This is a genomic window from Actinomadura sp. J1-007 (assembly GCF_009793335.1).
Lineage (GTDB): Bacteria > Actinomycetota > Actinomycetes > Streptosporangiales > Streptosporangiaceae > Spirillospora > Spirillospora yumaensis.
Window position 1 is genome coordinate 1,488,752 of the sequence record NZ_WING01000002.1, and the last position, 21,084, is coordinate 1,509,835.

At 73.9% G+C, this 21,084-nt stretch carries 21 protein-coding genes and 2 pseudogenes; 10 read left to right on the forward strand and 13 right to left on the reverse strand.

What is annotated here, in order from left to right; all coding sequences use genetic code 11:
* Positions 1 to 148 precede the first annotated feature (148 nt).
* The 6 genes from GEV43_RS52480 to GEV43_RS40800 all read left to right on the forward strand — a co-directional run bounded on the left by GEV43_RS52480 (position 149) and on the right by GEV43_RS40800 (position 6,050).
* Positions 149 to 340 carry a (2Fe-2S)-binding protein gene (locus GEV43_RS52480; RefSeq protein ID WP_241684434.1) on the forward strand — a complete coding sequence of 64 codons (192 nt, stop codon included), beginning with the start codon at positions 149 to 151 and terminating at the stop codon, positions 338 to 340.
* A gap of 260 nt (positions 341 to 600) precedes the next feature.
* A complete protein-coding gene (nirB, locus tag GEV43_RS40780; protein ID WP_160825925.1) occupies positions 601 to 3,198 on the forward strand; it encodes a nitrite reductase large subunit NirB in 2,598 nt (865 codons plus the stop codon).
* Entirely contained in the window at positions 3,195 to 3,584 is a 390-nt protein-coding gene (nirD, locus tag GEV43_RS40785) for a nitrite reductase small subunit NirD (protein ID WP_160825926.1), read from the forward strand. Before nirB ends, nirD begins: the two co-directional genes overlap by 4 nt.
* Positions 3,568 to 4,758 carry a uroporphyrinogen-III synthase gene (locus tag GEV43_RS40790; protein WP_160825927.1) on the forward strand — a complete coding sequence of 397 codons (1,191 nt, stop codon included), beginning with the start codon at positions 3,568 to 3,570 and terminating at the stop codon, positions 4,756 to 4,758. Before nirD ends, GEV43_RS40790 begins: the two co-directional genes overlap by 17 nt.
* A complete protein-coding gene (locus GEV43_RS40795) occupies positions 4,751 to 5,530 on the forward strand; it encodes a sirohydrochlorin chelatase (protein WP_160825928.1) in 780 nt (259 codons plus the stop codon). Before GEV43_RS40790 ends, GEV43_RS40795 begins: the two co-directional genes overlap by 8 nt.
* Positions 5,531 to 5,570: 40 nt before the next feature.
* Positions 5,571 to 6,050 (forward strand): hypothetical protein, encoded by a 480-nt coding sequence (locus GEV43_RS40800; protein WP_160825929.1) that lies wholly within the window; start codon positions 5,571 to 5,573, stop codon positions 6,048 to 6,050.
* Between the two features lie 330 nt (positions 6,051 to 6,380).
* Here GEV43_RS40800 and GEV43_RS40805 read toward each other — a convergent pair whose 3' ends face one another.
* On the reverse strand, positions 6,381 to 6,767 hold the full coding sequence (locus GEV43_RS40805; RefSeq protein ID WP_160825930.1) for a MarR family winged helix-turn-helix transcriptional regulator: 387 nt from the start codon (positions 6,765 to 6,767) through the stop codon (positions 6,381 to 6,383).
* A 114-nt stretch (positions 6,768 to 6,881) separates the two neighbouring features.
* Here GEV43_RS40805 and GEV43_RS40810 point away from each other — a divergent pair, with 114 nt between their 5' ends.
* The 3 genes from GEV43_RS40810 (at position 6,882) to GEV43_RS40820 (ending at position 10,121) form a co-directional block, all read left to right on the forward strand.
* A complete protein-coding gene (locus GEV43_RS40810) occupies positions 6,882 to 7,868 on the forward strand; it encodes an ATP-binding cassette domain-containing protein (RefSeq protein WP_160825931.1) in 987 nt (328 codons plus the stop codon).
* Positions 7,865 to 8,785, forward strand: a complete 921-nt coding sequence (locus tag GEV43_RS40815; RefSeq protein ID WP_160825932.1) for an ABC transporter permease — start codon at positions 7,865 to 7,867, stop codon at positions 8,783 to 8,785. The genes GEV43_RS40810 and GEV43_RS40815 overlap by 4 nt, the downstream gene beginning before the upstream one ends.
* 94 nt (positions 8,786 to 8,879) lie before the next feature.
* Positions 8,880 to 10,121, forward strand: a complete 1,242-nt coding sequence (locus GEV43_RS40820; RefSeq protein WP_309240212.1) for an esterase-like activity of phytase family protein — start codon at positions 8,880 to 8,882, stop codon at positions 10,119 to 10,121.
* Between the two features lie 44 nt (positions 10,122 to 10,165).
* On the opposite strand, the gene GEV43_RS48685 is transcribed toward GEV43_RS40820, so the two are convergent.
* The 12 genes and pseudogenes from GEV43_RS48685 to GEV43_RS40865 all read right to left on the reverse strand — a co-directional run bounded on the left by GEV43_RS48685 (position 10,166) and on the right by GEV43_RS40865 (position 19,868).
* Positions 10,166 to 10,879 carry a PQQ-binding-like beta-propeller repeat protein gene (locus GEV43_RS48685; protein ID WP_206681610.1) on the reverse strand — a complete coding sequence of 238 codons (714 nt, stop codon included), beginning with the start codon at positions 10,877 to 10,879 and terminating at the stop codon, positions 10,166 to 10,168.
* Positions 10,876 to 11,802 (reverse strand): PQQ-binding-like beta-propeller repeat protein, encoded by a 927-nt coding sequence (locus GEV43_RS48690; protein ID WP_206681611.1) that lies wholly within the window; start codon positions 11,800 to 11,802, stop codon positions 10,876 to 10,878. Before GEV43_RS48690 ends, GEV43_RS48685 begins: the two co-directional genes overlap by 4 nt.
* An 11-nt stretch (positions 11,803 to 11,813) precedes the next feature.
* Positions 11,814 to 12,254 carry a LytTR family DNA-binding domain-containing protein gene (locus GEV43_RS40830; RefSeq protein WP_241684229.1) on the reverse strand — a complete coding sequence of 147 codons (441 nt, stop codon included), beginning with the start codon at positions 12,252 to 12,254 and terminating at the stop codon, positions 11,814 to 11,816.
* Between the two features lie 139 nt (positions 12,255 to 12,393).
* Positions 12,394 to 13,056 carry a carboxylesterase family protein gene (locus GEV43_RS53465; protein WP_309240213.1) on the reverse strand — a complete coding sequence of 221 codons (663 nt, stop codon included), beginning with the start codon at positions 13,054 to 13,056 and terminating at the stop codon, positions 12,394 to 12,396.
* Positions 13,038 to 13,619 carry a carboxylesterase family protein gene (locus GEV43_RS53470; RefSeq protein WP_254715902.1) on the reverse strand — a complete coding sequence of 194 codons (582 nt, stop codon included), beginning with the start codon at positions 13,617 to 13,619 and terminating at the stop codon, positions 13,038 to 13,040. Before GEV43_RS53470 ends, GEV43_RS53465 begins: the two co-directional genes overlap by 19 nt.
* Complete coding sequence (locus GEV43_RS53475) at positions 13,619 to 14,011, reverse strand: carboxylesterase family protein (RefSeq protein ID WP_309240253.1); 393 nt, start codon at positions 14,009 to 14,011, stop codon at positions 13,619 to 13,621. Before GEV43_RS53475 ends, GEV43_RS53470 begins: the two co-directional genes overlap by 1 nt.
* 223 nt (positions 14,012 to 14,234) lie before the next feature.
* On the reverse strand, positions 14,235 to 14,840 hold the full coding sequence (locus tag GEV43_RS40840) for a dihydrofolate reductase family protein (RefSeq protein WP_160825934.1): 606 nt from the start codon (positions 14,838 to 14,840) through the stop codon (positions 14,235 to 14,237).
* Between the two features lie 53 nt (positions 14,841 to 14,893).
* Positions 14,894 to 15,463 (reverse strand): hypothetical protein, encoded by a 570-nt coding sequence (locus GEV43_RS40845; RefSeq protein ID WP_160825935.1) that lies wholly within the window; start codon positions 15,461 to 15,463, stop codon positions 14,894 to 14,896.
* A complete protein-coding gene (locus tag GEV43_RS40850; protein ID WP_160825936.1) occupies positions 15,460 to 15,756 on the reverse strand; it encodes a hypothetical protein in 297 nt (98 codons plus the stop codon). The genes GEV43_RS40845 and GEV43_RS40850 overlap by 4 nt, the downstream gene beginning before the upstream one ends.
* Positions 15,757 to 15,963: 207 nt before the next feature.
* Positions 15,964 to 17,319, reverse strand: a complete 1,356-nt coding sequence (locus tag GEV43_RS40855; RefSeq protein ID WP_160825937.1) for an RNA polymerase sigma factor — start codon at positions 17,317 to 17,319, stop codon at positions 15,964 to 15,966.
* A 252-nt stretch (positions 17,320 to 17,571) separates the two neighbouring features.
* Positions 17,572 to 18,609 (reverse strand): cation diffusion facilitator family transporter, encoded by a 1,038-nt coding sequence (locus tag GEV43_RS40860; protein WP_160825938.1) that lies wholly within the window; start codon positions 18,607 to 18,609, stop codon positions 17,572 to 17,574.
* Positions 18,610 to 18,702: 93 nt separating this feature from the next.
* A pseudogene (locus GEV43_RS40865) lies at positions 18,703 to 19,868 on the reverse strand (AMP-binding protein).
* Positions 19,869 to 20,113: 245 nt separating this feature from the next.
* On the opposite strand from GEV43_RS40865, the pseudogene GEV43_RS40870 reads away from it, so the two are divergent.
* Positions 20,114 to 21,012, forward strand: a pseudogene (locus tag GEV43_RS40870) (1,4-dihydroxy-2-naphthoyl-CoA synthase).
* The last annotated feature ends 72 nt before the right edge of the window (positions 21,013 to 21,084 follow it).

The window sequence follows — 21,084 nt, forward strand, 5'->3', positions numbered from 1 at the left end:
CGTGGTCGGCGCGATCCTGCTCGGCGAGACCAGCACCGCCGGGACGCTCACCCGCCTGTACGACCGTGCCGCGCCGCCTCCCGCCGAACGGCTCGGGATGCTGTTCGCCGGGGTCGGCGGCGCGCAGGCCGCCGATTCCCCGGTGCGGATGCCCGACCTCGCGACGGTCTGCCATTGCAACAACGTCTCCAAGGGGCAGATCCGGGCGTGCTGGGAGAAAGGCGCGCGGAGCGTGGACGAGATCGCCGACGCGACGCGCGCGGGAACGGGCTGCGGCGGCTGCCGCGACACCGTCTGCGGCATCGTCGAGTGGCTGGGGGAGCAGGCGGTGCCGTCCTAGCGTCCGTTTCCTGGGCCCGGTCCGAGCCGGGGGAGCCCGCCGTGTCGTTGGCCGTGACCTGGCCGTACGGCACGGCGGGTTTTTGTCGATTCCGAAAGAAGACCGGGAATTCTTTCGGCGCCGATTGCGGGTCGGCCACGATTCGGTTTCAAGGTGAGCGTCTTTTAACACGCCGGTGACAAAGGGGACGCAACCGCGAAACCGCTGCTGCTGAGGATCGGCCCATGAACGCCGGAACGCACCTCGGAGGGGACGCACGGATGAGACTGGTCGTCATCGGGCACGGGCCCACCGGGCACCGCCTCGTGACCGCGCTGCGGGACCGCGACGCCGCGGGCGCCTGGCGGGTCACGGTGGTCGGCGAGGAGTCCCGGCCCGCCTATGACCGCGTGGCGCTGACCTCGCACCTGACCGAGGGCGCCGACCTGGCGTACCCGGCGCACGGCGAGGAGGTGGACCTGGTCACCGGCGACCCGGCCGTCTCCGTCGACCGCGCCGCGCGGACCGTCCGCACGCGGTCGGGGCGGGAGTTCGGGTACGACGCGCTGGTGCTGGCCACCGGTTCGGCGCCGTTCGTGCCGCCGGTGGAGGGCCGCGACCTGCCCGGCGTGTTCGCCTACCGGACGATCGACGACCTGGAGGCGATCCGCGCGCACTGCGCCGACCTTACTATGTCAAGGCGCGAGGCTGAGGCGATTCGCGGGGCCGTGATCGGTGGGGGCCTGCTCGGCCTCGAAGCCGCTCGCGCCCTCCAGGGGCTCGGAGTGGCCGCGCACGTGGTCGAGGTGGCGCCCTGGCTGATGCCGCGCCAGCTCGACGAGGGGGGCGGCGCGATGCTGCGCCGCCACATCGAGGGCCTCGGGCTGAACGTCCTCGCCGGGACGCCCATGAAGGCGCTGGAGGCGGGGGAGGACGGCCGGGTCGCCCGCGTGGCGCTCGCCGACGGCACGTCGCTCGACGCGGGCGTGGTGGTGTTCTCCGCGGGCATCCGCCCCCGCGACGAGCTGGCCCGCGGCTGCGGGCTCCCGGTCGGCGAGCGCGGCGGGATCGTGGTGGACGGCACGTGCCGTACCGAGGACCCCGCGATCTACGCGGTGGGGGAGTGCGCCCTGGTGGGCGGCCAGGTCTACGGGCTCGTCGCGCCGTGCTTCAGCATGGCCGAGGTCGTCGCCGACCGGCTCCTCGCCCGCGCCTCGGGCGGCTGGGCGTCGGGCACGAGCGCTCCGGCCGAGGACGTGGACGAGAACGCGGACGTGGACGCGGGCTCGGGGGCGGTGTTCGCCGGGGCCGACCTGTCGACGAAGCTCAAGCTGATGGGCGTGGACGTCGCGAGCTTCGGCGACCCGTTCGCCGGAGCCGGGGACGGCGCGCTGGACGTCACCTACACCGACCCCGTCGCCGGGATCTACAAGAAGCTGGTCGTCAGCGACGACGCCCGCACGCTGATCGGCGGGGTCCTCGTCGGCGACGCCGCCGCGTACCCGACGCTGCGGGCCTACGTCGGCGCCGAGCTGCCGGGCTCGCCCGAGCAGGCGCTGTTCGGCGGCACCGAGGCCGCCGGGGGCGACCTGCCGGGGGCGACGGTCATCTGCAGCTGCAACAACGTCAGCGCCGACACGATCCGCTGCGCGATCCGCGACGAGGGCCTCACCGACCTCGGCGAGGTCAAGGGCTGCACCAGGGCCGGGACGACGTGCGGGAGCTGCGCGCCGCTGGTCAAGAAGATCCTCGACGCCGAGCTGACCGCGGCCGGGATCGAGGTCAGCAGGGCGCTGTGCGAGCACTTCGACCACAGCCGCGCCGAGCTGTTCGACATCGTGCGGGTGCGCGGGATCACCACGTTCACCCGGCTCATCGAGGAGCACGGGCGCGGGCGCGGCTGCGACATCTGCAAGCCGGTCGTCGCCTCGATCCTGGCGAGCCTCGGCCACGGCCACATCCTGGAGGGCGAGCAGGCCGCGCTCCAGGACACCAACGACCACTTCCTCGCCAACCTCCAGAAGAACGGCACGTACTCGGTGGTGCCGCGCGTCCCCGGCGGGGAGATCACGCCCGAGCGGCTCATCGTGATCGGGGAGGTGGCCCGCGAGTTCGGCCTCTACACCAAGGTCACCGGGGCGCAGCGGATCGACCTGTTCGGCGCCCGCGTCGAGCAGCTCCCGCTGATCTGGAAGCGGCTGGTCGACGCCGGGTTCGAGTCGGGCCACGCGTACGGCAAGGCGCTGCGCACGGTGAAGTCGTGCGTCGGGTCCACCTGGTGCCGGTACGGGGTGCAGGACTCGGTCGCGATGGCGATCCGGCTGGAGCTGCGCTACCGGGGGCTGCGCGCCCCGCACAAGCTGAAGTCGGCGGTGTCGGGCTGCGCCCGCGAGTGCGCCGAGGCGCAGAGCAAGGACTTCGGCGTCATCGCCACCGAGAAGGGCTGGAACCTCTACGTCGGCGGCAACGGCGGGATGCGGCCGAGGCACGCCGACCTGTTCGCCACCGACCTCGACGACGAGGCCCTGGTCCGTACCATCGACCGGTTCCTGATGTTCTACATCCGCACCGCCGACCGGCTCCAGCGCACCGCGGGCTGGCTGGAGGGCCTGGACGGCGGCCTGGAGTACCTGCGCGAGGTCGTCGTGGACGACCGCCTCGGGATCTGCGCCGAGCTGGACGCGGCGATGGAACGGCACGTCGCCGCGTACTCCGACGAGTGGCGCGACACCCTCGACGACCCCGGCAAGCTCGCCCGGTTCGTCTCCTTCGTCAACGCTCCCGGCACCCCGGACCCGAGCATCGCCTTCGAGCCCGAACGAGACCAGATCAAACCGGTGCTCATCGCCGGTTCCCGCCTGGAGGTCGCAGCCCGATGACCCTGTCGCCCGACGCCACGATCACCCGGACCCCGTCCGCCGCGCGGTGGCACGACGTGTGCGCCTACGCCGACCTGACCCCCGAACGCGGCGCGTGCGCGTTCGTCGAGGGCACGCAGGTGGCGCTGTTCCGCACCCACGACGGCGCGCTGCACGCGGTCGCCAACCTCGACCCGTTCAGCGGCGCGCAGGTGCTGTCGCGGGGCATCCTCGGCACCCGCGACGGCGCCCCGACCGTCGCCTCCCCGATGTACAAGCAGGTCTTCGACCTGCGCACCGGCGTGTGCCTGGACGATCCGCGGGTGGCGCTGCCGACCTTCCCCGTCCGCCGCGGCGCGGGCGGGGACCGCGTGGAGGTGGCCCTCGCCCATGAACAGCGACAGTGATCCGCTGGCCGGCTTCGCCGTCGGCCTGACGGCGGCCCGCCGCCACGAGGAGCTCGCCGCGCTGCTGGAGCGGCGCGGCGCGCGGGTCGTGCACGCCCCCGCGATCCGGCTGGTGCCGCTCGCCGACGACGCCGAGCTGCTGGCCGCGACCCGCGCGTGCCTCGACCTGCCGCTCGACCACGTCGTGGTGACGACGGGGATCGGGTTCCGCGCGTGGCTGGAGACGGCGGACGGGTGGGGGCTGCGCGACCCGCTGATCGCCGCGCTCGGGGGGACGGACCTGGTCGCGCGGGGCCCGAAGGCGCGCGGCGCGATCCGTTCGGCGGGGCTCCAGGAGCGCTGGTCGCCGGAGTCGGAGAGCTGCGCGGAGGTGATCGAGCACCTGCTGGAGAAGGACCTGGACGGCGCCCGCGTCGCGGTCCAGCTCTACGGGGAGCGGCATCCGGAGCTGACCGGCGCGCTGCGCGACGCGGGCGCCGAGGTGGTCGAGATCCCGGTGTACCGGTGGTCGCGGACCGAGGACACCACGCCGCTGCGCCGCCTGGTCGGCCAGGCCGTCGCCGGGACGGTGGACGCGATCGCGTTCACCAGCGCCCCGGCGGTCGCCGCGACCCTCGCGGTGGCGGCCGAGGACGGGCTGGAGGAGCCGCTGCTGGACGCGATGCGCACCCATGTGGTGGCGGCGTGCGTCGGGCCGGTCACCGCGCGGGCCCTGACCGAGCGGGGCGTGCCGACCGTCCAGCCGGAACGGGCCAGGATCGGCGCGCTCGTCCGCGCCCTGGTGTCCGACCTGCCGCTGCGCCGCGCGCGCCGGGTCGTGGTGCGCGGGTCCTCGCTGGAACTGCGCGGGCACGCGGTCGTCCTGGACGGGCAGTTGCGTCCGATCGCGCCCGCGCCGATGGCGATCCTGCGGGCGCTGGCCCGCCGTCCGGGGCATGTGGTGTCCCGGGCGGAGCTGTGCGGCGTGCTGCCGAGCCGGCTGGTCGTGGGCGCGTCGCCGTGGTCGCGGGACGCGCGCCCGCAGGCGGACGAGCACGCGGTGGAGATGGCCGTCGCCCGGCTGCGGCGCGGCCTCGGCCGCAACGGCATCGTGGAGACCGTCGTCAAGCGCGGGTACCGGCTGGCGTGCGACCCGCGCCTCAGCGACCAGGTCCGGGCCGGCGTCGGTGGCTGACGGGGGCGCGCCGGCGCTGCTGGCGGTCGCGCACGGCACCCGCGACCCGGCCGGGCCCGCGACCGTGCGGGCGCTGCTGGACCGCGTCCGGGCGCTGCGCCCGTCGGTGCGGGTGGCCGAGGCGTACGGGGAGCTGGCGTCGCCGTCCCTGGAGGAGGCCGCGGCGGGACTGCCGGGCCCGGCCGTCGTGGTGCCGCTGCTGCTCGCGCGGGGCCACCACGCGCTGGCCGACTTCCCGTCCCGCGCCGCGGGCGTCCTTCCGGACGTCGCGTTCGCCCGTCCGCTCGGCCCGCACGCCGGCCTGGCCGAGGCCGCCGCCGATCGCCTCGCGCCGCTGCTGCGTGACGGGGACGCGGTGGTCCTCGGCGCGGCCGGAACGTCCGACCCGGCGGGAACCGCCGACGTACGGACCGCCGCCCGGCTGCTGTCGCGTCGCCTGCGACGTCCGGTGCCGTACGGCTTCGTCGCCGCGCACGGACCCGCGCTCGCCGACGTGGTCGCGGCCTGCCGCCGCGGTACGGGGCGCGTCGTCGTGGCGTCCTACCTCCTCGCGCCCGGCCTGTTCCACCGGCGGATGCTGACGTGCGGCGCCGACGCCGTCGCCGCACCGCTCGGCGCGCACGACGCCGTGGCGCGCCTGGTCCTGCACCGCTACGACGAGACCCGCACCGCCGCCCTGCCTCAGGGGTGGGGGATCGCGGAGTCCGGCGGGGATGCCGGAGGCTGGACCGGTTCCGGTCACCGTCTTGTCAGGTGTCGCCTCTCGCGCTGAAGATCGCGTGGTCGCGGGTGCCGATGAGCGGGAGGCTGTCATGCGCTGGGGCAGGTTCGTGTGCGCGGCTGCGACCGCGGGTGTCGTTCTGGTGCCGGCGGTGGGCGCCGACGCTTCCGCCGGTACGGCGGTGCGCGGCGGTTCTTCGCAGACGCGGCCGGGCCCGGCGGTGCGTGCCGCTGATCCGCTGCCTGCGTTCATCGTCGACGTCCTCTTGGGGCAGGGCTACATCCGCGTGGACGACGGCCGGAAGAGCATGGGCTTCGACCTGACGGTGATGTGCCGGGCCCTCATCGACATGCGGATCGTGGTGCGGGTGAAGCAACAGGTCAACGGCATCGACGTCTCGGAGAGCCGTCCTTTGAGCTGTGTGCGGGTGAACGAGCAGTCGCTGCTGACCTACCGCTTCGCCGACGAGCGGTGGACGACGGGCCCGGCCGTGGCGGAAGCCGCCCTGTTCGATCAGCAGGGCGGGATCATCCACGAGTTCCAGCGCACGATCACCGTGACGAACTGGTGATGAGTCCGGGCCGGGCGACGTAGCCGCGCCCGGTCGGCCGCTCCCCGCTCCCCGCTCCCCGCTCCCCGCTGGCCACCGGTCCCGGTCAGTCGGGGCGGCGGCGGGTCCGTGCTGACCCGCCGGCCCGTTCGGCGCCGGCCCGTTCGGCGTGGCTGGGGAGGTCGGGGATCTCGGCCGCGGCGTCGCCGGCGGCGGGGGTGTGCCTGGTCTCGGGTGATGGGGTCGTCGTGGCGTGGGCGGCCTGGGGAGTGGCGGCCTGGGCGAAGCGGGCGTCGTTGTGGGCCAGGATGCGCAGGATCAGTCCGCGGAGCGTTTCCAGTTCGGCGGGGCTCAGGGGGCGAACTGGGTCTCGTTGAGCCGGGCTCGGTTCTCGCGGGTGCGGGCGAGGAACAGGCGGCCCGCCTCGGTGACGTCCAGGCGGTAGCGGCGGCGGTCGCCCGGGTCGCGGCGGCGCTCGACGTAGCCGGCCTCCTCCAGGGCGTCGACCAGGCCGACCACGTCGCCGGGGTCCAGCCGCAGGCGCTCGCTGACCTCGCGCTGCGACAGGGGGCCGTCGGCGGCCACGCACGCGAGGACGAGCGCGTGGGCCATCCGCAGCGGTTCGCCGGAGAACACCTCGTGCGCGGTGCGCCGGACCAGCCTGCCGAGCTCGAACAGCAGGTACGTCGGCATCTCGAACAGCGGGTCCCGCGGCAGGGGGCGGTCCTGGTCCTCCATGGAGCCTTCCTTGGACAGGCCAATATCTCTTGACGTGAAAGATAGGGCAATCCTACCGTTGGCACGTCCAATCAGCGGCTCGCGCCGACGGGAAGCACGTGGAGGGGAGGCCCCATGCCGGACGGGGGGCCCGCCGTCGAGGTCGACGGCCTGGTCAAGAGATTCGGGGACGTGGAGGCCGTGCGGGGGATCGAGTTCTCGGTGGCGGCCGGGGAGATCTTCGGCTTCCTCGGCCCGAACGGGGCGGGGAAGTCGACCACGATCAACATGCTCTGCACACTGCTGCGGCCCACGTCGGGCAGGGCGCGCGTGGCGGGGCACGACGTGGTCTCCGAACGCGACGACGTGCGCCGCCGCATCGGCCTGGTGTTCCAGGACCCCACGCTGGACGGCTACCTGTCCGGCGAGCAGAACCTGCGCTTCCACGCCGAGCTGTACGGGGTGCCGCGCTCGGTGACCGCCGACCGCATCGCCCAGGTGCTGGAGATGGTCGGGCTGTGGGACCGGCGCCGCGACCGCGTGCAGACGTACTCGGGCGGGATGAAGCGCCGCCTGGAGATCGCCCGGGGCCTGCTGCACTCGCCGCGGGTGCTGTTCCTGGACGAGCCGACGGTCGGCCTGGACCCGCAGACCCGCGCGTCCATCTGGGACTACATCCGGCAGCTCAAGGAGGCCGAGGAGATCACGATCTTCATGACCACGCACTACATGGACGAGGCGGAGTACTGCGACCGGATCGCGATCATGGACTCCGGGGGGATCGTGGCGCTGGACACCCCCGAGGCGCTGAAGGCGGGCGTCGGCAAGGACCGGGTGCAGATCCGCACGGCCGACGACGAGGCCGCGATCGTCGCGCTGAAGGACGGCTTCGGGCTGGAGGCGACGGTCGCCGAGGGGGCGGTGACGTTCTCGGTGGCGTCCGGCGAGGCGTTCGTGCCGAGGCTGTTCGCCGAGCTCGGCGTGCCGATCGTGTCGGTGAGCGTGTCGCGGCCTTCGCTGGACGATGTGTTCATGTCGTTCACCGGCTCGACGATCCGCGACGCCGAGGCGTCGGCGAGCGACTGGATGCGCATGGCGATGCGGGGGAGGGGCGGGCGATGACCGACTCCACGGCGGTCTCCGAGGGGACCGAGGCGGGCGCGCCGCGCCCGCCGCTCAAGGTGGTGCGGGTCTCGGTGCCCGAGCGCAGCGTCCGGCACGACCTGCGCGCGGTGAAGATCGTCCTGCACCGGGAGCTGATCCGGTTCTGGCGCGACAAGCTGCGGATGGTGTCGGGCCTGATCCAGCCGGTGCTGTGGCTGCTGGTCATGGGGACGGGCCTGTCCAACCTGATGACCAGCGGCGGCGGCAGCGGCCCCGGCGGCGAGGTGGACCTGAAGACGTTCATCTTCCCGGGCGTGTGCGCGATGTCGGTGATGTTCACCGCGATGTTCTCCGCCGGGTCGATCGTGTGGGACCGCGAGTTCGGGTTCCTGCGCGAGATGCTCGTCGCGCCGGTCAGCCGCAGCGCGATCGTCGTCGGCAAGTGCTTCGGCGGCGCGCTCGTCGCGACCCTCCAGGGCGCGGTGATCGTGCTGCTGGCCGGGCTCGCCGGCGTGCCGTACGACCCGGTGCTGCTGCTGGAGCTGCTCGGGCTGATGTTCGTCGGGGCGTTCGCGCTGACCGGGTTCGGCGTGATGATGGCCGCGCGGATCAAGAGCATGCAGTCGTTCTTCGGCCTGATGCAGATGGCCATGATGCCGATGATGTTCCTGTCGGGCGCGCTGTACCCGCTGAACGGGCTGCCGACGTGGCTGACGGTGCTGACCCGGTTCAACCCGCTGACCTACGCGGTCGACCCGCTGCGGCAGGCGGTGTTCTCCCACCTGGACGTGTCGCCCGCGCTGGAGCGCACGTTCAACCCCGGCGTCTCCTGGGGCGACTGGATCGTCCCGGTATGGCTGGAGGTCGTCATCGTGTTCGCCATGGGCGTCGGGCTGATGGGCGTGGCGATCCTGGAGTTCCGCCGGGCCGACTGACCCCGAACGGCCCCGCGCCGCGCGCGCCTGCCGGATACTGACCGGGCCCGGAAAGGGCGAGTCATAACTCGGTCAAAAAGGTGGGAACGGACACGTGACAGCGCACAGGGGCATAGGGCGCAGGACGGCGGCGGTCACCGCGGGCCTCGCGGCGGTGGCCGCCATGGGACTCGCGGACGGCCGCACGCCAGGGGCATCGGCCTCCACACGGGCCTCCACACGGGCCTCCGCGGCCGCCGCCGGGCAGGCGGCTCCCGGCACGGCCCCGGCCGCCGCGCCGGCCGGGACCAGGATCACGCGGTTCCTCGGGGAACGGCGGCTCCCGCACAAGATGGCGTACAAGGGCACGACGGTCGGCGGACTGTCGGGAATCGACCGCGATCCGCGCACCGGCGACTGGTACCTGGTCTCCGACGACCGCGCCCGCTACGGCCCCGCCCGCTTCTACACCGGGCGCCTCGACATCGACCCCGCGACCGGCGCGTTCCGCGACGCCAGGATCACCGGGGTCACCACGTTCCTGACGCCGGACGGCAGGCCGTACCCCGGGTTCGGCAAGCCCGGCGACGCCGACCCGGAGACGATCCGCCGCGACCCGCGGAGCGGACGGCTGCTGTGGGGCAGCGAGGGCGACCGCCCCGACGCCGCCCACCCGGACGTCCCGCCGTCGCCGATCTTCCTGCGCTGGACGGCGCGCGACGGCGCGTACCGGGGCGGCCTCCGGATCCCGCGCAACCTGCGGCTCACCGGCGCCGAACGCGGCCCGCGCCGCAACTTCGGCTTCGAGGGCCTGGCGTTCACCCCGCACCGCATCGCCGCGATGGTCGAGGGCCCCCGCTACGAGGACGGCGCGCCGCCGACCGCCGAACGGGGCGCGCCCGCCCGCCTCACCCTGTGGGACCGGGCCGGACGCGTCCGCGCCCAGTACGCCTACCCGGTCGGGCGGCTCCCGGCCGAGCCCGTCCCGCCGTCCGGCGCGACCGACAGCGGCGTCTCGGAGATCCTCGCCCTGGACGACCACCGGTTCCTGGCGCTGGAGCGCTCGTGGCTGGAGGGCGTGGGCTACCGCACCGGGCTGTACGAGTTCGACGTGCGCGGCGCCACCGACGTGCTGCGCCGCGACCGCCTGGCGGGCGGCGCCCCGTACCGTCCGGCCGCCAAGCGCCTGGTCGCCGACCTCGGCCACTACGGCGCCCCGCCCGCGCAGAACCTGGAGAGCCTGGCGTTCGGGCCGCGCCTGAGGTCGGGCGAGTGCACCCTGGTGATCGGGTCGGACGACAACTTCGACGCGGGCGAGGCCACGCAGTTCCTCGCGTTCGCCGCCAGGGGCTGCTGAGCCCACGCCGCGTAAGGGGCGGCGCGGACTCGGGGTCCGGGACGTCAGCGGCCGAAGGCCATCAGGACCGATCCCTTGTCGTTCGGGTAGGGCGTGAAGAAGTTGCCCGTCTGCACGTAGACCATCCCGTGCGCGACGACCGCGCCGCCCCCGCCGGACGTGGCGCCGCCGCGCCCGGTGCCGCCGTTGACGGTCGGCACGTCGGTGATCGTGTCGTAGGTCCACAGCACCCGCCCGTCGCGGGCGGAGTAGGCGCGGACCTTGCCGTCCATGCTGCCCTCCCACACCAGGCCCGGCGTCGTGGTCACCGCCGGCGGGTGGCCGAGGCGGCACAGCCGCGGGTACTGGGCCGCCCCGCCGGTGGTGCAGCCGTCGGCGGGGTTCGGCGTCTTCCAGATGACGTGCCCGTTCGCGGGGTCGAGCGCGAACAGCGTCCCGGGGTTCGCCATGTAGGTCGCCACGTACAGGCGGTGCCCGTCGTAGCTCGCGCCCCACTGGATGCCGCTGAGCCCGCCGCCCGGCATCGGGTCCGAGAGCTGCCGCTGCCAGACGATCTTGCCGGTGCGGGCGTCCAGCACGTGGTACACCCCGACCTTCTGCCCGATCCCGACCAGCCGCCGCCCGCCCGCCGAGAACAGCGCGGGCGCCGCGCCGAGGTCGAAGTCCAGCGCGGTGCCCTCGGGCAGGTTCGGGCAGTACTTCTGGTCCTCGGGCGACGGGCTGCTGCACTCGCTGCGCCAGGTGTCGACGTCGGTCATCCGGCGCGTCCAGCGCGGACGGCCCGAGCGGGCGTCCAGCGCCAGCACCGAGTCGAAGTGGCCGCCGCTGCCGCTGTAGTTCTGCCCGGTGCCGACGTACAGGGTCCCGCTCGCCGGGTCGATCGCCGGGGTGCTCCACACCCCGCGCCGGACGGGACGTAGCGCGGCACGCCGTTCGGCCAGGTGCCGTCCTGGCGCGGCTCGGGAACGGTGTGGAACCGCCAGACCGGCTTGCCGGTGGCGGCGTCGAGCGCGTCGACGTGGCCGCGGAACGTGCAGCACGCGTGGTCCTTGCCGAGCAGGTTCTCGCCGCTGGACACCCCGACGTACACCCGCCCGCGGTACACGGTGGGGGAGCTGGTGACGATCGCGCTGACGGTCGTGTCGAGCCGCTGCGACCACGCGAGCGCCCCGGTCCGCTGGTCGACCGCGAACAGGTAGCCGCGCGAGTCGCCGAAGTACACCTTGCCGCCCGCCACCGCCGGGCCGTCCTGCACCTGCGCGCGGCCCGTGCCGACGGTGGACAGGTCGAACGACCACTTGGCCGCGCCGGTGCGCGCGTCGCGGGCGTGGAACAGCCCGTCCGGCGCGCCGAAGTAGACGGTGTCGCCGATGACCGCGGGCTGGCTGCGCGGCGTCCCGGCGTTCCTCGGGTAGCCGAACGCCCACTTCAGCTTGAGGCCGCCCACGTTCGCGGGGGTGATGTCCCGCTCCGCGCCGTTGTGCCGGGATCCGAGCGGATCCTTCTGCCAGGACGGCCAGTCGCCGTTCCGCCCGGCCGCGCCAGGCCCGGCGTCACCGTGCGCGGCGGTCCGTTGCGCGGGCGCGCCCGTGGTGGCCAGCGCGGGGGACGCGACGGCCAGGACCGCGGCGGCCAGGACCGCGCCCGTCCGCAGCGGGCGGGCTCGTCTGATCGGGAGCATCGTCGTTCTCCTTAGCCTCGCCGGTTGTCTCGGCGGCCGTCCTGCCGGCCGTCCGGCCGGGCGGCGCGGGCCGTCCGGGCGCGGAGCAGCCGGTCGCGCAGCGCGCCGGTGTTGCGCCTGCTGACCGTCAGCCGCGCGCCGCCGACCCGCAGCGTGCAGCGGCCCGCCTCGACGGCCAGTTCCTCGACGTGCGCGAGCGCGACCAGGTGCGACCGGTGGATCCGCACGAACCCCGCGTCCCGCCACGCCTCCTCCAGCGCCGCGAGCGAGATCCGCACGAGGTGGCTGCCCGACGGCGTGTGGAGCCGCGCGTAGTCGCCGTGCGCCTCGGCGTAGCGGACCTCGTCGCGCCGGACGAACCGGGTGACGCCGCCGACCCGCGCCGGAAGCACCTCGTACGGGTCGTGGCGGCGCGGCTCGACGCGGACGAACGCGACCACGATGGATTGCATGGCCTCATGGAAACCGGGGGGCACAGGGCCTTCAAGGGACCATTGGGACATCTGGCAGGCTCGGCCAGCCGCCCGGCAGCCGAGGCCAACCGACCGCCGGCGCCGGCGGGTCGCGGCCGGCGCCGGCGATCGGCGGCGGTCACCGGGTGAACGGGGCGTGCTCGTTCCAGAACCCGCAGTGGTGCTGGCGCGAGATCTCCCGGGTGAGCTGGCTGTCACCGGCGGGGACGAGCGACATCACGTCCGGGGCCGAACGGGTGAACCGCGGCCAGTACGGCGTGCCGTCCACGGTCGGGTCGCCGGTGCGGGCGAACCCCGTCCACTGGGCGGTGAGCTGGACCCCGAACGACCTCTGGTTGGGCGTCAGCTCGGGCCCGCCCGGGAACGGCGACAGGAACGGGCTCTCGCTGACGTGGTACGAGCCGTTCGGCTTCGTCGGGTCGAGGAAGAACATCGGCGGGGCGTCGGCGTTGTCGGTCTGGTAGGCGAACAGCGGAACGCCGCGCGCCGCGAGCCGCTGGTCGTTCAGCAGCGCCGGGCAGACCGAGTTGGAGTCGGCCACGATCGTCCGGTAGGCGATGAACGGCGACGGGTCGGGGAACCGGGCGAGCGGGTAGCGGGCGAACACCTCGGCCGCGAGCGGCCCGTACTGCTCGCGCACCAGCGCCTGGTACTCCGCGACCGTGTTCGCGGGCCTGAGCTGCACCTCGTCGCGGTCGACGCCGTGCATGAGGGTGACCTTGTTGACCTTCCCCTTCACGAACGCCTCGCCGGGCGCGAGGGTCAGCACCTCGCCGTCCACGATCGGGGCCTGGGTGCCCGGTCGGCGCCGATCCCGTTCCCGGCCTGCTCCAGGAGCCGCTGCGCCGGCACCGCGCGCAGGCAGGCCGCCGCGTCGGGGGCGTCGCCGCAGCCGACGGCGGCCGCGAAGCGCGCGCCGGCCGCCTCGGCCTCGACCGCCTCGGGCAGGTCGGCCTTGCAGTCCTGCGGCTGCCACTGGGTGTCCGCGCCGCGCAGCGAGTTGTACTCGCCGCTCTGCGCGATGCCCTTGCGGAACAGGCCCTTGGCGGTGGGGGAGACGCTGTTGGCGCACACGCTCGACCCGCCCGCGGACGCGCCGTAGATCGTCACGTTGCCGGGGTCGCCGCCGAAGGCCGCGATGTTGCGCCGGACCCACCGCAGGGCCGCCTGCTGGTCGCGCAGCGCGTAGTTGCCGGGGTGCGCGCCGAAGCCGCGGTGGGCGAGGAACCCGAAGATCCCGAGCCGGTACTGGACGCCGACGTGCACCACGCCGCCGTTCTTGACCAGGTGCGTACCGTCGGACGGCGCGCCGAGGCGGAACCCGCCGCCGTGCAGCTCGACCATCACCGGCAGCCCCTTCCCGCCCGATCCGGCCGCCGATTCGGGGCCACGACGCTGAGGCGCAGGCAGTCCTCGTTGGTCGAGCCGGGGCCGAGTCCCGGCGGCTGCGGGCAGGGGGCGCCGCGCTCGGTGGCCTGGAGGGGCTCGGTCCACGGGTCGTGCGGTCGGGGCGGCGCCCAGCGCAGCGCTCCCAGGGGCGGGGCCGCGTACGGGACGCCGAGCCAGGACCGGACGCCGCCGCCCGCCGTACCGCAGACCGGGCCCCGGTCCGTCCGCACCTCGGTCCCTTCGGCGCACGCGGGTGCCGCCCGCCCCTCCGCCTGCCGTACGGCGACCGCGCCTCCCGCCGGGGCCGACAGCCCGAGGGCCACCGCCACCGCCGCTCCGGTCGCCACTGCCAACGAACGCCATCTTCTGGGCTTCATCCCGACCGTCCCCTACCGGACGACAACAGAACCGGCATCCGAACCTAGGCCGGTCCCGCGCCCGCGTGTAGGAGCCCGGCCCCCGGTGCGGGGAGCGGCGGCGCGCGGACGCCCGCCGGTGCCGTCCCGTCGCTGAACGGCACCGCCGCCCGCACGTCCCCGGGCCGAGGACGCGCAGGGCCGCTCCGGAACGTTACGCGGGGGCGCCGAGCGGCGGGTGCTCGAGCACGCGCGGCTTGTACTCGACCAGCTGGATGCGGCCGTCGAAGGTCCGGTGCTCGATCATCTCCAGGGCGACGTCCGGGTAGCCGTCGTAGATGCGTTCCGCGCCCGTGGCCCCGGTGATCACCGGGAAGATCCCGACCCGGAAGCGGTCGACGAGCCCGGCCCGGAGCAGGGACCGGCACAGGCTGAGGCTGCCGATCGTGCTGAGGAGCCCCGTGCCGCTCTCCTTCATGGCGCGGACGGCCTCGACGGCGCCGTCGCGGACGAGCGTGGAGTTGGCCCACGTCAGCGGCTCTTCGAGCGAGGAGGAGAACACCACCTTGGACGCTCGCGTGAGCTCGTCGACGGACGCCTCCTCCTCGGCCCTGAACTCGTCCTGGCCGTCCGGGGCCTCGCCGGCGGCGAAGCCCGACATCAGGCGGTAGGTGTTCGCTCCCATGAGATAGGTGACCTCGGGCTGCTCACCGAGCCAAGCGAGGTACTCCGGACCCTCAAGGCCCCAGAACCCGGGCCAGCCCTCTCCCGACGCGTGGCCGTCGAGAGAGGTGATGAAGTCGACGAGAAGCTCTGACATGACGGTGTCCTTCCTCGGGTGCCGTGAGCTTGGACCGGCCGCGTGCCACGAACTCATCGGGTCCGTTCGGACGTTCTCGATGACGGGTCGGCCATGGGCCGGATCGGCGTCCCGGCCCGGCTCCGGCGGGCCGGGGCTGGCGGGCCGGGGCCGCTCAACCCAGCGTGACCTTCTTGGAGGCCGTGGCCTCGATGTCGCCTTCTCCGTCGCCGTCGTGGTTGTGCAGGCTCACGGTGGCGGTGGCCTTGTCGCCGCGTTTGATGATGGTGTGGTTTGCTGCCGGCCTTGATGTCGACGGTGTGGTTCGCGCCGTCGCAGGTGGCGTTGGCGGCGGCGCCGTTCGCCTCGCCCCAGCCGAACTTCAGGTCGGCGTCGAGGTTGCCGCCGGTGAAGCCGCTGCATCGGTAGGTGACGTTCACCAGGGCGCTTTTGGTCTTGCCCTCGGCGCGGGCGCTGTTGATGGTGATGGTGGCCGCGCGGGCCGTCCGCGCCGTCGCGCTCGCCGCCGCAGGAACGACCGCCGCCGCAGGAACGACCGCCAGAACGGCGAATGCGACGCCAACGGTGGTGAGGGCGGTGGCGTAGGCGCGCGGCCGTATGGGACGGCCCGATGCGGGGGTCACCGGGGGACCTGGACGCTGCCGCCGAACTCGAAGACGCGGGACTGGCCGGAAGGGACCTGGCCGAGGGTGTCGCCCTGGCAGTTGTCGCGTTGGAAGACGATGACGGGGGTGTCGGTGCGGTTGCCGACGGACAGCGGCCAGAAGTTGCCGGTGTAGCAGCCCCTGGCGGGGTCGGTGTACCTCTTGCCGCTGACGGTCAGGACGCCCCGGGCCGCCAGCGCCGGCGTGGTGGTGGTCAGGGTCAGGGCCGCGCTGGTGGCCAGGGCGGCCAGGGTGGTCGTGGTGCGTCGCATGAGCGTCTCCGTTCCTGGATGGGCTGCCGGAGACCATGAATATCACTGCATGCGATGCGATCGGCACTCTCTGTGGTGGCGTGGTCCTGTTGCCCGGTCGCCTGGTCGGCCGGTGGCGACAACGCAGAGGCCCGTCCGGGACGTCCCGGACGGGCCTCTGCGTGTGATGTTCGTCTCCCGCGTGCGCCGCGGCGGCGGGGCGTCGCGCTAGACCGCGAAGTCGAGCAGCGGGCGGGCGTTGCTCGGGTGCCGCAGCTTGGACAGCGACTCCTTCTCCAGCTGGCGGATCCGCTCGCGCGTCAGGCCGAGGGCCTTGCCGATCTCGTCCAGCGTGCGCGGCGTCCCGTCGTACAGCCCGAACCGCATGGCCATGATCTTGGCCTCGCGGGGGGACAGGATGTCCAGCGTGCGGCGGAGCTGGTCGGCCATGAGCTGCCGGTCGACGAGCTCGGACGCCTCGGGGCTGTCGGTGTCCTCGATCAGGTCGCCGATGCGGGTCTCGCCGTCCTCGCCGATCGTGGAGTCCAGGCTGATCGGCTGGCGGCTGGTGCGCAGCAGCTCGCGGACCTGCTCGGGGCTCTTGTCGAGCTCCACCGCGAGCTCCTCGGGGGTCGGCTCGCGGCCGAGCCGCTGGTGCATGTCGCGCTCGACGCGGCTGAGCTTGCTCAGCATCTCCAGCACGTGGACGGGCAGCCGGATGGTGCGCGCCGAGTCGGCGAAGCCGCGCTGGATGGCCTGGCGGATCCACCACATCGCGTACGTGGAGAACTTGTAGCCCTTGGCGTAGTCGAACTTCTCCACCGCGCGGATCAGCCCGAGGTTGCCCTCCTGGACGACGTCCAGCAGCGACAGCCCGCGGTCGGAGTACTTCTTGGCGACCGACACCACGAGCCGGAGGTTGGCCTCCAGCATGTGGGCCTTGGCGCGGCGGCCGTCGGCGGCGACCCACTCCAGGTCGGCGCGCCGGCGCGGCGTGAGCTTCTCGTTCTCCAGCTTGTACTCGGCGTACAGCCCGGCCTCGATGCGCTTGGCGAGGTCGACCTCCTGCTCGGCGGTGAGCAGCTGGCGCCGCCCGATCGCCTTGAGGTAGGTGTGGACCGAGTCGCCCATGGTCGTGGACTGGTCGTCCAGGTCGGCGGCGGTCTCGGTCTCGACCTCGGCGACCTCGAACGCGCCGTCCTCGGGGCCGTCCTGCGCGTCGCCGTCCGCGGCGGGGGAGCCGTCGGGGGAGGCGTCCTGGTCGGGGGCGGCCTTGACCGCGGTCTTCTTGGCGCCGCGCTTCTTGGCGGGGGCCTCGGCGTCGGCGGTCGCCTTGCCGCGGGCGCTCTTGGCGGTGGTCTTCTTCTTGCTCTTGGCGTCGTCCTCGCTGGCGAGGCTGATCCCGGCCTCGGAGAGCTCGCGCAGGATGGAGCGGCCCTGGGCGGGGCTGATCCCGGCCGCGTCGAAGGCCCTGCGCACCTCGTCGAGCGAGAGGTGTCCCTGGGCACGGCCACGCTCTAGGAGGTCGCCGAGAGCGGGGCTCGTCGACTCCGTGAGCGGGGTCTCAATGACGGTTCGTGGCATGCGGACACCCCTCTCCCTTCCGTGTGGGTGTGCGGCGCGGAGGCGGGTTCGCTGGTGACGCGCGCAATAGACGGAACGTCGCAGAACGCCCCCGTTGTTCCCGGCGGGCGGGATCGGACGCCTCGCCGCGCCCTCCGCCGCCGCCTCCCGGGTCCCGCGATCCCTTGCGGGGCAAGGGCGGAGCGTTCCCGGACCCGATTCTACCTTACTGTGTAAAGGCGCTGGGCCGGTGCCTTCACCACCAGCCCTGTTCTACCTCTGATCCGGACGAAGCGTACGCCCATACCGGGCGATCACGCGCCGCCGCAGTTCCGGATCGTCGCGGGGGACCGGCTCCAGGAACACCTCGTCGACCTCCTCGTGGGCGTCCCTCAGCTCCTGGGACATGCGGACGCAGGCGCGCTCGACGTCGCCGGAGGTGAGGGCGTCGCGGAAGTCCAGGCGGGCGCACACGAGGACGCGGTCGGTGCCGACGGTCATGGTGACGATGTCGACGACCCACTCGACCTCGGGGGCGGCGCCGAGCCGTTCGCGCAGGTCGGCGACCATCCGCGGGTCGGCCTGGTGGCCGATCAGCAGGTTGAGGTTGATCCGGCCGAGCATCAGCGCGACGGTGGTGAGCAGCACGCCGATCAGCATCGAGCCGACCCCGTCCCACAGCGGCGACCCGGTGAGCTGGTGCAGGCCCATGCCGGCGAACGCCAGCAGCAGCCCGATCAGCGCGGCCGAGTCCTCCAGCAGGACGCTGATCGAGGTGGGCTCGTCGGTGCGGCGGATGTAGGCGAGCAGCGGGAGGTCCTCCTCGCGGGCGGCGTCGCGGACCTGCCGGGCGGCCTGCTGCCAGGAGACCGCCTCCAGGACGAACGAGACCGCGAGCACCAGGTAGCCGATCAGCGGGTCGGTCTCCTCGGCGGGATGCCCGACGAGCGTCTCGACGCCCTGGTAGAAGGCGAACAGCGCGCCCATCCCGAAGATCGCGACGGCGACGAGGAGCGTCCAGATGTAGCGCTCCATGCCGTAGCCGAGGGGGTGGCGGCGGTCGGCGGGCCGGCCGCTGCGGCGCAGCCCGACCATGAGCAGGACCTCGTTGAAGGTGTCGGCGACCGAGTGCGCGGCCTCGGCGGCCATCGACGCCGACCCGGTGAGGACGGCCGCGACGATCTTCGCGACGGCGATCCCGAGGTTGGCGAGGAACGCCAGCACGACCGTCAGCGTGCCCTCCTGCTCCTGCACGCTGTCCCCGCCGCCGTCCGGGCCGTTCCCCCGGTCTCCGTGCTGCTCGTCGCCCATGATCGTCGTCCTCCCCGGGCGACCACCCTGTCATGCGGGCGACGGCGTACCGCCGGGCGCCCCGGCCCCGGCGCGGGCGGGCGGTGCGGCGGGTCAGCCCTGGCGGAGCAGGGTGCGGTCGGGCTTGCCGGAGGGCAGCAGCGGGATGGCCTCGACCAGGTCGAGCTCGTGCGGCGCGGCGTGGGCGGGCATGGTCGCGCGGACGAACGCGCGCAATTCGCGCAGGGCGGGCGGCTCGGCGGCGGACGCGGGGACGACGACGGCGGAGACCCGTTCGCCCCAGTCGGGGTCGGCGCGGCCGACGACGACCACGTCGCGGATCTTGGGGTGGCGGGACAGCGCGGCGGCGACCTCGCCCGCCACGACCTTCTCCCCGCCGGTGTTGATCACGTCGTCGATCCGGCCGCGGATCCGGAGCCGGCCGTCCTCGACGGCGCCGAGGTCCTGGGTGAGGTACCAGTCGCCGTCGCGGACGGCGGCGGTCGCGGCGGGGCGCAGCCGGTAGCCGGTGAACAGGACCGGCCCGGCGAGGCGGACCCGGCCCGCGGCGTCGACGTCCGCGCGGACGCCGTCGAGGGGGATCCCGTCGTAGGCGCAGCCGCCGCAGGTCTCGCTCATGCCGTAGGTGGTGAAGACCCGGCCGCCGCGGGCGCGGGCCTCGTCCAGCAGGTCCGGGGGAGCGGCGGCGCCGCCGAGCAGGATCGAGCGGTAGCGGGACAGGTCGGCGCCCGCGTCGAGGAGCCTGCGGAGCTGGGTGGGGACGACGGAGACGTGGTCGGCGTCGGCGGCGGCGGCCGCTCGGGCGTCGAAGCGGGGGTGGATGATCGGGGCGGTGCCGGCGACGAGGGAGCGGACCAGGACCTGGACGCCGGCGATGTGGCTGGTGGGCACGCAGCACAGCCAGCGGTCGCCGGGCCCGGCGCCGATCCGGTCGAGGGTCGCGGCGGCGGAGTGGCGCAGCGCGGCGGCGGACAGTTCGACGATCTTGGGGCTGCCGGTGGAGCCGGAGGTGCCGATCATGACGGCGGTGCCGGGGTCGGCGGGGATGCCCGCGATGGGGGCGCAGGCGCTGCGCGGGCGGCGCGGCTCGACGCCGTCCTCGGTCTCGACCGCGTGCGGGGCGAGCGCGTCGAGGAGGGCGTCGCGGGCCGGTGCGGGCAGGTCGGGGAGATGGGGCAGACGGCGGGGCCGCCGCCGTCGAGGGCGGCGGCGAGGGCGTCGTACAGGCGCGGGCCGGGCGGCAGGACCAGCGCGTGCACGCGCCGGTCGCCGACCGGGGCCCGGACGGCGGCCCGCTCCGGCCGGTCGGCGGCCCACTCGGGTTGATCGGGTTGATCGGGTTGATCGGTGACCCGGTCGGCGCGGGCGGCCCCCTTGAACATGTTTAAATCGTATCCGACCCCGCTGAACGCGTTCAAACCGGTGGGGCGGTTGAATGGGGGGCGACACCGCCGGGCCCGCCCGGCGGCGATCGGCCCGTACCCCCGCGGCAGGAGAGGAACACATGGTCTCGGAGCTGTTCGACGCGGACGCGTGGAAAGAGGTGGAGGGGTTCGGGTTCACCGACATCACCTACCACCGGGCCGTCGACCACGGGACGGTCCGGATCGCGTTCGACCGCCCGGAGGTCCGCAACGCGTTCCGTCCGCACACGGTGGACGAGCTGTACCGGGCGATGGACCACGCGCGGATGTCGTCCGACATCGGGTGCGTGCTGCTGACGGGGAACGGCCCGTCCCCAAGGACGGCGGCTGGGCGTTCTGCTCGGGCGGCGACCAGCGGATCCGGGGCCGCGACGGCTACCGGTACGCCGAGGGCGAGACGTCCGACACGATCGACCCGGCGCGGGCGGGGCGGCTGCACATCCTGGAGGTGCAGCGGCTGATCCGGTTCATGGGCAAGCCGGTGGTCTGCGTGGTGCCGGGCTGGGCGGCGGGCGGCGGGCACAGCCTGCACGTGGTGTGCGACCTGACGCTGGCGAGCCGCGAGCACGCGCGGTTCAAGCAGACCGACGCGGACGTGGCGAGCTTCGACGGCGGGTTCGGGTCGGCGTACCTGGCGCGGCAGGTGGGGCAGAAGTTCGCGCGGGAGATCTTCTTCCTGGGCGACACCTACGACGCCGAGGCCGCGCACCGGATGGGCATGGTCAACGCGGTCGTCCCGCACGCCGAGCTGGAGGCGACGGCGCTGGAGTGGGCCCGCAAGATCAACGGCAAGAGCCCGACGGCGCAGCGGATGCTGAAGTTCGCGTTCAACCTGGTGGACGACGGCATGGTGGGGCAGCAGGTGTTCGCGGGCGAGGCGACCAGGCTGGCGTACGGGACGGACGAGGCGGCCGAGGGCCGTGACGCGTTCCTGGAGAAGCGTGACCCCGATTGGTCGCGTTTCCCGTGGTATTACTGAGTGTTCGGACGTGCTGAGCGGTTCGATTCAGGGCAGCGGTTCGAGAGCAGGGCAGGGGGTCAGCGGGTGCGG